Source organism: Nevskia sp. (assembly GCF_051860985.1).
Classification (GTDB): Bacteria; Pseudomonadota; Gammaproteobacteria; order Nevskiales; family Nevskiaceae; genus Nevskia.
The window spans coordinates 257032-269672 of the sequence record NZ_JBIMKV010000004.1 but is presented as its reverse complement, the minus strand read 5'-3'; the positions used below and the strand labels follow the sequence as shown (position 1 = coordinate 269672).

The window sequence follows — 12641 nt, the reverse complement described above, 5'->3', positions numbered from 1 at the left end:
CGGTGGCCGCACTAGGACAGCGCGGCCAGCAAGGCCTCCGAGGTCGCCACCGCGCCGAACACCCCGCCCTGCATCTTGACCATCTTCAGCGCCGCCAGATGATTGCCGTGATCGGTGGCGGCGCAGCAGTCCTCGACCAGCAGGCATTCGAAGCCGCGGTCATTGCCTTCACGCATCGTCGTGTGCACGCAGACGTCGGTGGTGATGCCGGTCAGCACCAGATGCGTGATGCCCCGGGTACGCAGGATCAGTTCGAGGTCGGTGGCGCAGAAGCTGCCCTTGCCGGGCTTGTCGAGCACGATCTCGCCGTCGATCGGGTACAGCTCCGGAATGATGTCCCAGCCCGGTTCGCCGCGAACCAGGATCTTGCCGCAGGGGCCAGGATCGCCGATGCCGGCGCCGATCTGGCGCGAGCGCCAGCGCTTGTTGGCGGGCAGGTCGGACAGGTCCGGCCGGTGGCCTTCGCGGGTGTGGATGATGGTGAAACCCAGTTCCCGCATCCGGCCCAGCAGGCGCCGGATCGGCTCGATCGGCGCGCGGGTCAGCGCGATGTCGTAGCCCATGGTGTCGACATAGCCGCCGGCGCCGCAGAAGTCGGTCTGCATGTCGATGATGATCAGCGCCGTGCGGGCCGGCGTGAAGCCGCCATCGAACGGCCAGGCATAGGGTTCGGCGGCAACGGTCGGGAAAGCCATCTCGGATAGATCCTCGCGCAGGAATTCAGGCCGGCCGGTTCGCGGCCAGGTAATGCCGCCAGCCGCCGTGGTGGGTGATGTCGACCGCGCCGACCACGGCGATCGGCTCGCAGATGAAACCCTTGACCGTGCGGCCATCGGCCAGTTCGAGCGTGCCGATGCCGAGCGGCGCGCCGACCTGGGCCATCAGCCGGCCGAACTGCCGCTGCGGCATTTCCCAGACCTCGACCTCGATCGCCGCGCCCTGCCCCGCCACCCGGACCAGTCCCGGCTTGGCCGGCGTCATGTTGGCCAGCGCATACAGCCGGTAGTGCGCGGCGGTGTGCGTTCGCGCGGTGCAGCGCGCACCACATTCGATCAGCTGCCAGTTCAGCGGCTGGCCTTCCAGGTGCGCGCCGACCACGGCCACGGCGATCGTCGGCTCGTTGAACGGCAGCGGCAGCGCCGCCAGGCCGGGCGCCGTCTCGGCGCCGGCCGACGACAGCAGGGGCTGCAGGCGCGCCGCCAGCGCGGCCAGCCGGTGATCGCTGCCGGCCGGGCCGATCAGCGTGATGCCGGACGGCAGGCCGTCACCGCGCGGCAGGCCGGGAATTGCGAGCGCGGCGAGGTCAAGCAGATTGACGAAGTTCGTGTACCAGCCCAGCTCGCTGTTGCGGGCCACCGGCTCGGCCTGTACGTCGGCGATCCGCGGATGGCAGGGCGCGGTCGGTACCAGCAGCACGTCGATCCGCTCGAACAGCCGCGCCGCGTGGGCGCGGTAGCCACGCATCCGGTCTTCGGCGCGGAACAGGTCTTCGGCGCTGAACGGCGGCGCGGCAGCGATCACCGCGCGCACCGTCGGATCGACGGCATCCGGCTGCGTCGCGAGCATTTCACCGACGGCAATCCGGCGCTCGGCGATCCACGGACCGGCGTACAGCAGTTCTGCCGCGGCGGTCAGCGGCGTCAGATCGACCGCCGTAAACGAAAGCGCCGGTTCGCGGCGCAGCGCCTCGACCGTCGCGTCGTAGGCCGTCTCGGCCAGCGAGTCGCCGAAGAACACCGGTTCGGCCGCCAGGCCGATCCGCGCGGCGCGCGCCAGCGGCGCCAGCATCGGCACGGCGCGGGAGCGGCTGTCCTCGGCGTCGACGCCGGCGATCACCGCCAGCACCGACCAGGCATCGGTGACGCTGCCGGCGAAGATCGACACGCAGTCCAGGCTGCGGCAGGCCGGCACCACGCCGCGTGTCGACACCAGCCCGAGGCTCGGCTTCAGGCCGACGACGCCGTTGAAGCCGGCCGGCACACGGCCGGAGCCGGCGGTGTCGGTGCCCAGCGCGAACACCGCCAGATCGAGCGCCACCGCCACTGCCGAACCGGAACTCGAGCCGCCGGACAGATAGTCCGGATCGATCGCATTGCGCACCACGCCGTACGGCGAGCGGGTGCCGACCAGGCCGGTGGCGAACTGGTCGAGATTGGTCTTGCCCAGATACAGCGCGCCGGCCGCCAGCAGCCGTTCGACTGCCGGTGCCGACCGCTCCGGCCGATAGGCGAAGGCCGGACAGGCGGCCGTGGTCGGCTCGCCGGCCACGTCGATGTTGTCCTTGACCGCGAACGGCAGGCCGAACAGCGGCAGCCGATCAAGCAGCGCCGGGCCTTCGCGCGCCAGCAACGCATCGAAGGCCTGCGCCTGCGCCAGCAATACGGGATCCGGCGGCTGGGAGATCCAGACCTCGGGACGGTCGGCGCGGTCGCGCGCGGCCAGCAGTCGGCGCAGCAGGGCGCTGGGCGTCAAGGCGCCTCGGCGCATCGCGGCGCGCAGTTCGGCCACGCGCAGCGGCATCAGGGTGTCGGGTTCGGAAACCGCGTCGGGCGCCACAGGTGGCTCGCTCTGTTTTTGTATACAAGTAAGCGTACATGACCTCGCAAGCGACATGCCAGAAGCCGCCAGCACGTCCTGCGCGGCAGGCGCGATGGCCGCGCGGCAGGCGGTCTGCAACGGCGCGGCGCCGGGGCGCGTCAGGCGCTACGTCATCTGACGTACCCGCCAGCGCCGCCCGGGGCAGGCTTCTTGCGCGCTGGATCGGGCCATGAGCGCCAAGCCCGCCACCGTCAGCACCGCCCCTCAGGAGCAGCGGATCATCAAGATCCGCCGCGACTACAACACCTGGGTGGCCAACGAGACGCTGGAGGACTACGCGCTGCGCTTCACCGCGCGTTCGGCCCGCAAGTGGAGCGCGTTCCGGGTGGCCAACACCGCGTTCGGCGCGATCTCGTTCCTGCTGCTGGAAGCGATCGGCGGCTCGCTGCTGGTGTCCTACGGCTTCACCAATGCCGCCTGGGCGATCGCGGCGGTGAGCCTGGTGATCTTCCTGACCGGCCTGCCGATCGGCTGGTACGCCGCGCGCTACGGCGTCGACATGGATCTGCTGACCCGGGGCGCCGGCTTCGGCTACATCGGCTCGACGATCACCTCGCTGATCTACGCCTCGTTCACCTTCCTGTTCTTTGCGCTGGAAGCCACGATCATGGCGCTGGCGCTGAAGCTGTGCTTCGGCATTCCGCTGACGCCGGCCTACCTGATCTGCGCGCTGGTGGTGATTCCGCTGGTGACGCACGGCATCACCCTGATCTCCCGTTTGCAGGCCTGGACCCAGCCGCTGTGGCTGGTGCTGCTGGTCCTGCCCTTTCTCTTCGTGATCTGGAAAGCGCCGGAACTGGCGCGCGAGCTGCCCGATTTCGCAGCACCGGGCGGCAGCACGACGTTCTCGCTGATCCAGTTTGGTGCAGCCGCCAGCGTGCTGATGGCGATGGTCACGCAGATCGGCGAGCAGGTGGATTTCCTGCGCTTCCTGCCGGAGCGCACGCAGGACAACCGCCGCCGCTGGCTGGCCTGCCTGATCGTCGCCGGCCCGGGCTGGATCGGCATGGGCGCGGTGCGGCTGCTGGGCGGCGCCTTCCTCGCCTTCATCGCGCTGCGTGCCGGTGTGCCGCAGGCCAATGCGCTGGAGCCGACCGAGATGTACCGCATCGGCTTCGGCTATGTGTTCGACTCGCCGGCCGTGGCACTCGGCGCGATGACGCTGCTGGTGGTGCTGAGCCAGCTGAAGATCAACGTCACCAACGCCTATGCCGGCTCGCTGGCCTGGTCGAACTTCTTCGCCCGCGTCACCCACAGCCACCCTGGCCGCGTGGTCTGGGTGGTGTTCAACGTGGCGATCGCGCTGATCCTGATGCAGCTCGGCGTGTTCAAGGCGCTGGAGCAGGTGCTCGGCCTGTACTCCAATGTCGCCATCGCCTGGGTCGGCGCCATCGTCGCCGACCTGGTCATCAACAAGCCGCTGGGCCTGTCGCCGCCCGGCATCGAGTTCAAGCGCGCGCACCTGTACGACATCAACCCGGTCGGCGTCGGCAGCATGGTGATCGCCTCGGCGCTGTCGATCACCGCGTTCACCGGCGTGTTCGGGCCGCTGGCGCAGGCGTTTTCCTCGTTCATCGCGCTGCTGGCGGCCTTCGTCTGCGCGCCGCTGATCGCCTTCGCCACGCGCGGCCGCTACTACCTGGCGCGGCAGCCGGATGCCGCGCTGAAGGCCGCCGCCGAACACCGCTGCGTAATCTGCGAAAAGGTCTACGAGCGCGAGGACATGGCGCTGTGCCCGGCCTACCGAGGCAACATCTGCTCGCTGTGCTGCTCGCTCGACGCCCGCTGCCACGATGCCTGCAAGCCCGGCGCCAGCCTGCGCGAGCAGATCAACGCCACGCTGAAGCGGCTGCTGCCGACACCGCTGGCGGCGCGGCTCGATTCGCGCCTCGGCCATTACCTGCTGCTGTTCGGCATCGTGTCCGGCGTGCTGGGCGCTGCGCTGGCGCTGATCTGGGTGCAGGAATCCTCGCTGCTGGTGGCCAGCGACGCGGCGTTGCAGGAAGCGCTGCAGGCCGGCTTCCTGAAGCTCTACGCGGTGCTGGTGGTGATCGCCGCCGTGCTCTGCTGGTGGCTGGTGCTGAACGGCGAAAGCCGGCGCGTAGCCCAAGAAGAATCGAACCGCCAGACCTCGCTGCTGATGCGCGAGATCGAGGCGCACAAGAAGACCGACATCGAGCTGCAGGCCGCCAAGCGCGCGGCCGACCGCGCCAACCAGGCCAAGAGCCGCTATGTCACCGGCATCAGTCACGAGCTGCGCACGCCGCTGAACTCGATCCTCGGCTATGCCGAGATGCTGCAGCACGATCCGAGCATTCCGGCGGCCCGGCGCGATGCCGTCAACGTGATCCGCCGCAGCGGCGATCATCTGCTGTCGCTGGTCGATGGCCTGCTCGACATCGCCCGCATCGAAAGCGGCAAGCTGACCTTGGACATCGACGAGCTGCGCTTCCCGGAATTCCTCGCCCAGACGGTCGGCATGTTCCGGCTGCAGGCGCACAACAAGGGCATCACCTTCGTCTACGACGAGCAGGGCAAGGTGCCGGCCGTGGTGCGCGCCGACAAGAAACGCCTCGGCCAGATCCTGATCAACATCGTCGGCAACGCGGTGAAGTTCACCGAGACCGGCGGCGTCAGCTTCCGGCTGCGCTGGCGCGGCGACATCGCCAGCTTCGAAGTGCGCGACTCCGGCATCGGCATTCCGGCCGACGAGATCGACCGCATCTTCCAGCCGTTCGAGCGCGGCAGCCAGGTGGCCGCCAGCGGCGAGACCGGCACCGGCCTGGGCCTGACCATCGCCAAGATGCTGACCAGCCTGATGGGCGGCGAGATGACCGTCGACTCCACGCCCGGCGCCGGCAGCCGCTTCGAGATTCGCCTGTTCCTGCCCGAAGTGCGCGAGCCGCGGGCGCCGCTGTCGGCCGCGCTGCCGGACATCAGCGGCTATGCCGGGCCGCGCCGGCGCCTGCTGGTGGTCGACAACGAAGCCGTCGACCGGCGCCTGCTGATCAACGTGCTGGAGCCGCTCGGCTTCGAGCTGAGCGAAGCCGCCTCCGGCATCGAGGCGCTGCGCCAGGTCGCCCATGTGCGCCCCGATCTGGTGCTGCTCGACATCGGCATGCCCGGCATCGACGGCTGGGAAACGGCGCGGCTGCTGCGTGCCAACGAAGCGCAGAACGGCCACCCGCACCTGCCGATCATCATCATTTCCGCCGATGCCTTCGAAGCCGGCCGCACCGCCGCCGCCGGCATCGCGCCGCGCGACTACCTGGTCAAGCCGGTCGGCGTCGCGCTGCTGCTCGACCGCATCCGCGACGCGCTCGGGCTGGTCTGGATCGCCGGCCCGGCGGCGACTGCAGCCGATGCCGACGACGAGGCCCTCCCCGATCATCTGGCGCAGTCGCTGCGCGAACTCGGCGCACTCGGTCATGTGCGCGGCATCCTGAGCAAGCTCGACGAGATCGACCGCCTCGACAGCCGCTACCACCGGCAGACCCGCAAGCTGCGCGCCTCGGTCAAGGCCTTCCAGCTCGCCGACTATCTGCGCGCGCTCGGCATGGAGGCCCGATGAACAGCCACCCGCCCGCCGCCGGCGCGACCATCCTGATCGTCGACGATGTCGCCGAAAACCTGGCCGTGGCGCACGACGCGCTCGATGCCGCCGGCTACACGGTGCGCGTCGCCACCAGCGGGCTGGCGGCGCTGGAATCGGCGCGCCGCCAGCCGCCGGACCTGATCCTGCTCGATGCGGTGATGCCGGGCCTCGACGGTTTCGAGACCTGCCGGCGGCTGAAGGCCGATCTGTCGACGCGGCCGATCCCGGTGGTGTTCATGACCGGCCTGACCGACAGCGAGCACGTGGTGCAGGGCTTCCAGGCCGGCGGCATCGACTACGTGACCAAGCCCATCCGCGCCACCGAGGTCATTGCCCGCATCGCGTCGCATGTCCGCAACGCGCGGCTGGTGTCCGACACCCAGGCGGCGGCCGATGCCGCCGGCGATGCCATCGTCGCCATCGACGAGGCCGGCCGGCTGAGCTGGGCGACGCCGCTGGCGCAGACCTGGCTGGCGCCGCTGTGCGATGCCGGCCATCGGCTGCCGGCACCGCTGCTGCGCTGGCTGGACTGCGGCGACGCCGGCTCGCCGACCTTCAGCCTGCATGCCGACGGCCAGCGGCTGAGCTTCGCGCGGCTCGGTCCACGCCGCCTGCTGGTGCAGCGGATGGCCAGCGTGCCGGAGCCGGAAGTGCTGGCGCGGCTGCTGAACATCACGGCCCGCGAAGCCGATGTCCTGTACTGGATCGTGCTCGGCAAGACCAATCCGGAGATCGCCAGCGTGCTCGACATGAGCCCGCGCACGGTCAACAAGCACCTCGAACACATCTTCACCAAGCTCGGTGTGGAGACGCGCACGGCGGCCGCCACCGTGGCGCTGAACCGCAGCCGTCTCGGCGTGCTGGCCAGCTGAGGAGCACCGACCACCAGCAAGTACCCACGCAAGCAGAAAAGTGGAAACAACGGCGCATGGGAGCGCGCCGGAACAGCGGCAAACACCAGTGACGGGCTGCAAACACGCCGGGTCTCGACGACCCGGTGCGGGCGGAGCCATGCCTTCGATCCATCCATTGACCAGGGGAACCACATGAACGACTGCAACACCGGGATGCTCGGCGCATCGCCCAGCAAGCTGATCACCGCCGCCGCCATCGGCGCGCTGGCCTGCGCGGCGGCCGCGGTGCCGGCGACCAGCCACGCCGCTGAACTGAAGCTGCCGCCGATCTCGATCGGCGCCGGCCTGCGCACGCAGTTCGAAAGCACCAATCCAAGCGGCGGCAGCAATACCGTCAACGACTTCAACGTCAACAACGCGCGCATCTATCTGGGCGGCTCGGTGACCGAGAACATCAAGCTGATGTTCAACACCGACTACTCCTCGTCGTCCGACAACCTGCAGGTCATGGATGCCGTCGCCCGCTTCGAGTTCGGTGACACGCTGAACTTCTGGGCCGGCCGCTTCCTGCCGCCGTCGGACCGCGCCAACCTCTACGGCCCGTTCTACGCCAGCCACTGGAATGTCTACGAGGACGGCGTGCAGGACGGCTATCCGTTCTATGTCCAGGGCCGCCAGAACGGTGTCGCCTACTGGGGCCAGTTCGGCATCGCCAAGGTGTCGCTCGGCGTCTTCGATGCACCGTCGACGCAGGGCGAAGGCGAGGTCATCACCGCCGGCCGCGTGCAGCTGGATTTCTGGGATGCCGAAGCCGGCTACTACCTGAACGGCACCTACTACGGCGAGAAGGATCTGCTGGCGGTCGGCATCGCCGGCCAGACCTCGGCCGGCAAGCACGCCTACACACTCGATGCGCTGCTGGAAAAGAAGCTGCCGAACGGCGGCGTGGTGACGCTGGAAGCCGAAGCGGCGCGCTACGACCAGCTGGGCGGCTACGGCGGCTTCGATGGCAGCTACACCGACTCCAACGGCTGGTACGGCCTGGGCGCCTACCTGTTTCCGCAGAAGGTCGGCATCGGCAAGGTGCAGCTGCTCGGCAAGTACGGCGCGGCGCGCTTCAACGACACCAGCGGCCTCGGCCCGGAATACGAGCAGACGACTCTGGAGTTCAACGTCAACTACCTGATCAAGGCCTTCGATGCCCGGATCAGCCTGTTCTACAAGGACACCAAGCTCGACGCCGGCCTGCCCGACGCCACCCAGATCGGCGTCGGCCTGCAGGTGCAGATCTAGTCGCCGGCTGACTGTCCCGAATCCATTTCGATCACCCAACACGAGGGAATCCCGATGAAGATGAATCCGATGAAAACCGCGCTGCTGGCCGTGGCCGCCGCGCTGAGCTTCTCCACCCAGGCGGCCGACGACACCATCAAGGTCGGCGTGCTGCATTCGCTGTCCGGCACCATGGCGATCTCCGAAACGACGCTGAAGGACACGGTCCTGATGCTGATCGACGAGCAGAACAAGAAGGGCGGCGTGCTCGGCAAGAAGCTTGAAGCCGTGGTCGTCGATCCGGCCTCGAACTGGCCGCTGTTCGCCGAAAAGGCCTCCGAGCTGATCGACAAGAACAAGGTGTCGGTGGTGTTCGGCTGCTGGACCTCGGTGTCGCGCAAGTCGGTACTGCCCGTGTTCGAGAAGTCCAATTCGCTGCTGTTCTACCCGGTGCAGTACGAAGGCGAGGAATCGTCGAAGAACGTGATCTACACCGGTGCCGCGCCGAACCAGCAGGCGATTCCGGCGGTGGACTACCTGATGAAGGATCTCGGCGTGAAGCGCTGGGTGCTGGAAGGCACCGACTACGTCTATCCACGCACCACCAACAAGATTCTCGAGGCCTACCTGAAGGCCAAGGGCGTCAAGGCCGACGACATCATCGTCAACTACACGCCGTTCGGCTTCAGCGACTGGCAGAGCGAAGTTTCCAAGATCAAGGCCTTCGGCTCGGCCGGCAAGAAGACGGCTGTTGTCTCCACGATCAACGGCGACGCCAATGTTCCGTTCTACAAGGAACTCGGCAACCAGAAGATTTCGGCCGAAGACATTCCGGTGGTCGCGTTCTCGGTCGGCGAAGAAGAACTGTCGGGCATCGACACCAAGCCGCTGGTTGGCCATCTCGCCGCCTGGAACTACTTCGAGAGCGTCAAGAGCCCGGCCAACACCGCGTTCATCAAGGCCTGGAAGAGCTACATCAAGAACGACAAGCGCACCACCAACGATCCGATGGAAGCGACCTACATCGGTTTCAACCTGTGGGTGAAGGCGGTCGAGAAGGCCAAGACCACCGACACGGCGAAGGTCATCGAAACGCTGCCAGGCCTGGAAGTGCCGAACCTGACCGGCGGCACCGCCAAGCTGCTGCCGAACCACCACATCACCAAGCCGGTGTACATCGGCGAGATCAAGGAAGACGGCCAGTTCGAGACCGTCTGGCAGACCAAGGGCGAAGTGCCGGGCGACGCCTGGTCCGACTTCCTCGACGGCTCCAAGGATCTGGAGTCCGACTGGGTGAAGCTGAAGTGCGGCAACTACAACACCAAGACCAAGAAGTGCTCGAACTGAGCCTGTGATCCGGCGGGCGGCGCGGCCAACGATGCCCGCGCCGCCCGCTTCCGAAGCAAGCAGCACCGCGGTGGGGCAAGTCTCCGGGCCGGAAATGGCCCGGCCCGGAGCTTGCTTTGCCTGATCGGGCTGCTCCCCATTTCCGGAGGCGTTCGCGATGATTCGATTCACGACCTCGCTGCGACGATGCTGGCTGGCCGCATGCCTTGCTGCGAGCCTGCCGCTGCTCGCGCAGGAGCCGTCAGCCGCACCCGATCCGGCTGCGGCCGCCGTCGCGAGTGCCGAAGCGGCACCCGCTGTCCCCACCACTTTTCCCGACGTGCTGCGCGCGCTCGGCAGCGCCTCGTTGAGCGAGCGCGCGGCACTGCTCGACGAGCTGCTGGCCGCCCGCCACCCGAACACCGCTGCCGTGCTCAAGGCCTGGCTGGAGGATCACCTGCACGTCCGCGACGCCGACGGCGCGGTGTTCATCACCGCCGAATCCGACGCCGGCGACGCCAGTTCCTTTGTGCTGACCGATCCGGTGACCCTGGCCGAGTCCGGCCCGGAACCCGCTGACGGCTTCACCAAGGTCGGCTCCAACAACGCCTTGCGCAAGCTGCTGCGCAGTGCCGTGGCCTCGTTCACGCTCGGCAGCCCGGACGCCGCCGTGCGGCTCGGCGCAGTGCGGGAAATGCTGCGCGCGTCGGACGACGCCACGCTGGCGCTGCTGCGCGAACGGCGCGCCGCCGAAACCGATGCCGCCGTGCAGCGCGCCATCGACCTCGGTCTGGCCAGCGCCGATCTCGCCTCCGACAACGCTGATCTCCGGCTGGCCGCCGTCCAGGTGCTCAGCGGTTCGCTGGCCGGTGAAACCATCGCCAAGCTCGAAGCGCTGCGCGATCCGGCCAACGAAGCGGACGAGCGGGTGCGCGCCGCCGCCAGCCTGGCGATCTCCTCGATCAGCCTGAAGCGCTCGCTGTACTCGGTGATCGAGACGCTGTTCTTCGGCCTGAGTCTCGGCTCGGTGCTGGTGCTGGCGGCGATCGGCCTGGCCATCACCTTCGGCGTGATGGGCGTGATCAACATGGCGCATGGCGAGCTGATGATGATCGGCGCCTACACCGCCTACGTCGTGCAGCTGCTGCTGCCGAACCATCTGGCGGCGTCGATCCTGATCTCGATTCCGGCCGCCTTCGTGGTGTCCGGGCTGGTCGGCATCGCCATCGAGCGTGGCGTGGTCAAGCACCTGTACGGACGGCCGCTGGAAACGCTGCTGGCCACCTTCGGCATCAGCCTGATCCTGCAGCAGCTGGTGCGCTCGATCTTTTCGCCGCTGAACCGCTCCGTGGCGACACCGGAGTTCATGAGCGGCCAGTGGGTGATCAACGATGCACTGTCGCTGACCTGGAACCGGCTCTACATCGTGCTGTTCACCTTGCTGGTGTTCGCAGCCCTGCAGCTGATCCTGCGCCGGACCTCGCTGGGGCTGACCGTGCGCGCGGTGTCGCAGAACCGGGCGATGGCGCGCTCGATGGGCATCAACAGCGATCGTATCGACGCGATCACCTTCGGCCTCGGCTCCGGCATCGCCGGCGTCGCCGGCGTGGCGCTGTCGCAGCTGACCAATGTCGGTCCCAACCTCGGCCAGAGCTACATCATCGATTCGTTCATGGTGGTGGTCTTCGGCGGCGTCGGAAACCTGTGGGGCACCTTAATCGGCGGCATGACGCTGGGTGTGGCCGGCAAGCTGCTGGAACCGGCCGTGGGCGCGGTGATGGCCAAGATCGCGATGCTGGTGTTCATCATCCTGTTCATCCAGCGCCGCAAGCAGGGCCTGTTCCCGCAGAAAGGCCGCGCGGCGGAGGGCCACTGATGAAAAACCAATCCCTGCTGCTGTCGGCGCTGAAGGCCGACCGTGGCGGCCAGGTGCTGCTCGGCCTGCTCGCCATCGCCTCGGTGGCCGTGCCGGTGCTCAACCTGCTGGTGCCGGAAGGCAGCCTGCTGCACCTGTCGACCTACACGGTGACCCTGTTCGGCAAGTACCTGTGCTACGCGCTGCTGGCGATCGCGGTCGATCTGGTCTGGGGCTACTGCGGCATCCTGAGCCTCGGCCACACGGCGTTCTTCGCGCTCGGCGGCTACGCGATCGGCATGTACCTGATGCGCCAGATCGGCCCGCGCGGCGTCTACGGCAACCCCATCCTGCCGGACTTCATGGTGTTCCTGAACTGGAAGGAACTGCCGTGGTTCTGGGAAGGCATGAACCACTTCCCGCTGGCGGCGCTGATGGTGGTGCTGGTGCCGGGCCTGCTGGCGCTGGGGTTCGGCTGGCTGGCGTTCCGCTCGCGGGTCACTGGCGTCTATCTGTCGATCATGACCCAGGCGCTGACCTTCGCCCTGCTGCTGGCCTTCTTCCGCAACGAGATGGGCTTCGGCGGCAACAACGGCCTGACCGATTTCAAGGAACTGCTCGGCTTCGATCTGACGCAGCCGGCCACGCGGGTAGCGCTGTTCGTGGTCACTGCGCTGGCGCTGGCGATCGGCTACATCGGCTGCCGCTACGTGATCGCCTCCCGGCTCGGCAGAGTCGTGCAGGCGGTGCGCGATGCCGAAGGCCGCACCCGCTTCATCGGCTATCAGGTGGAGTCGTACAAGCTGTGGATCTGGGTGTTCTCGGCGATGCTCGCCGGCATCGCCGGGGCGCTGTACGTGCCGCAGGTCGGCATCATCAACCCGGGCGAGTTCGCGCCGATCAACTCCATCGAAGTGGTGATCTGGGTGGCGGTCGGCGGGCGCGGCACCTTGTACGGCGCAGTCGCCGGCGCGGTGCTGGTCAACTACGCGAAGACCTGGTTCACCGCCGCGTTCCCGGAAATCTGGCTGTACGCGCTGGGCGCGCTGTTCGTGGTCGCCACGCTGTTCCTGCCGAAGGGTGTCGTCGGTCTCATCCCTGCCCGTGGAGCCAAAGCCTCGTGAGCACTTCTCCCGCCACG

8 protein-coding genes are annotated in these 12641 nt (G+C 67.9%); 6 read left to right on the top strand and 2 right to left on the bottom strand.

The window, feature by feature from the left end:
- Positions 1-11 precede the first annotated feature (11 nt).
- Positions 12-695, bottom strand: coding sequence for a biuret amidohydrolase (biuH, locus tag ACTIGJ_RS06205; RefSeq protein WP_439639406.1), 684 nt, complete (start codon positions 693-695; stop codon positions 12-14).
- A 25-nt stretch (positions 696-720) separates the two neighbouring features.
- A complete protein-coding gene (gene atzF, locus ACTIGJ_RS06200; RefSeq protein ID WP_439639405.1) occupies positions 721-2520 on the bottom strand; it encodes an allophanate hydrolase in 1800 nt (599 codons plus the stop codon).
- A 247-nt stretch (positions 2521-2767) separates the two neighbouring features.
- On the opposite strand from atzF, the gene ACTIGJ_RS06195 reads away from it, so the two are divergent.
- The 6 genes from ACTIGJ_RS06195 to urtC all read left to right on the top strand — a co-directional run bounded on the left by ACTIGJ_RS06195 (position 2768) and on the right by urtC (position 12624).
- Complete coding sequence (locus ACTIGJ_RS06195) at positions 2768-6169, top strand: ATP-binding protein (protein WP_439639404.1); 3402 nt, start codon at positions 2768-2770, stop codon at positions 6167-6169.
- A complete protein-coding gene (locus ACTIGJ_RS06190) occupies positions 6166-7065 on the top strand; it encodes a response regulator (RefSeq protein ID WP_439639403.1) in 900 nt (299 codons plus the stop codon). The genes ACTIGJ_RS06195 and ACTIGJ_RS06190 overlap by 4 nt, the downstream gene beginning before the upstream one ends.
- 174 nt (positions 7066-7239) lie before the next feature.
- Positions 7240-8340, top strand: a complete 1101-nt coding sequence (locus ACTIGJ_RS06185; RefSeq protein WP_439639402.1) for a hypothetical protein — start codon at positions 7240-7242, stop codon at positions 8338-8340.
- Between the two features lie 60 nt (positions 8341-8400).
- The gene (urtA, locus tag ACTIGJ_RS06180) at positions 8401-9666 is read left to right on the top strand and encodes an urea ABC transporter substrate-binding protein (protein WP_439639430.1); all 1266 of its coding nucleotides are present in this window, start codon (positions 8401-8403) and stop codon (positions 9664-9666) included.
- Between the two features lie 157 nt (positions 9667-9823).
- Positions 9824-11521, top strand: a complete 1698-nt coding sequence (gene urtB / locus ACTIGJ_RS06175; RefSeq protein ID WP_439639401.1) for an urea ABC transporter permease subunit UrtB — start codon at positions 9824-9826, stop codon at positions 11519-11521.
- Positions 11521-12624, top strand: a complete 1104-nt coding sequence (gene urtC / locus ACTIGJ_RS06170) for an urea ABC transporter permease subunit UrtC (RefSeq protein ID WP_439639400.1) — start codon at positions 11521-11523, stop codon at positions 12622-12624. Before urtB ends, urtC begins: the two co-directional genes overlap by 1 nt.
- Positions 12625-12641: the final 17 nt, after the last annotated feature.

Bases quoted from the DNA above. Each gene is read 5' to 3' on its own strand.
- urtC (WP_439639400.1), top strand. From the start codon at position 11,521: ATGAAAAACCAATCCCTGCTGCTGTCGGCGCTGAAGGCCGACCGTGGC.
- urtA (WP_439639430.1), top strand. From the start codon at position 8,401: ATGAATCCGATGAAAACCGCGCTGCTGGCCGTGGCCGCCGCGCTGAGC.
- ACTIGJ_RS06185 (WP_439639402.1), top strand. From the start codon at position 7,240: ATGAACGACTGCAACACCGGGATGCTCGGCGCATCGCCCAGCAAGCTG.
- biuH (WP_439639406.1), bottom strand. From the start codon at position 695: ATGGCTTTCCCGACCGTTGCCGCCGAACCCTATGCCTGGCCGTTCGAT.
- atzF (WP_439639405.1), bottom strand. From the start codon at position 2,520: ATGCCGCTGCGCGTGGCCGAACTGCGCGCCGCGATGCGCCGAGGCGCC.
- urtB (WP_439639401.1), top strand. From the start codon at position 9,824: ATGATTCGATTCACGACCTCGCTGCGACGATGCTGGCTGGCCGCATGC.
- ACTIGJ_RS06190 (WP_439639403.1), top strand. From the start codon at position 6,166: ATGAACAGCCACCCGCCCGCCGCCGGCGCGACCATCCTGATCGTCGAC.
- ACTIGJ_RS06195 (WP_439639404.1), top strand. From the start codon at position 2,768: ATGAGCGCCAAGCCCGCCACCGTCAGCACCGCCCCTCAGGAGCAGCGG.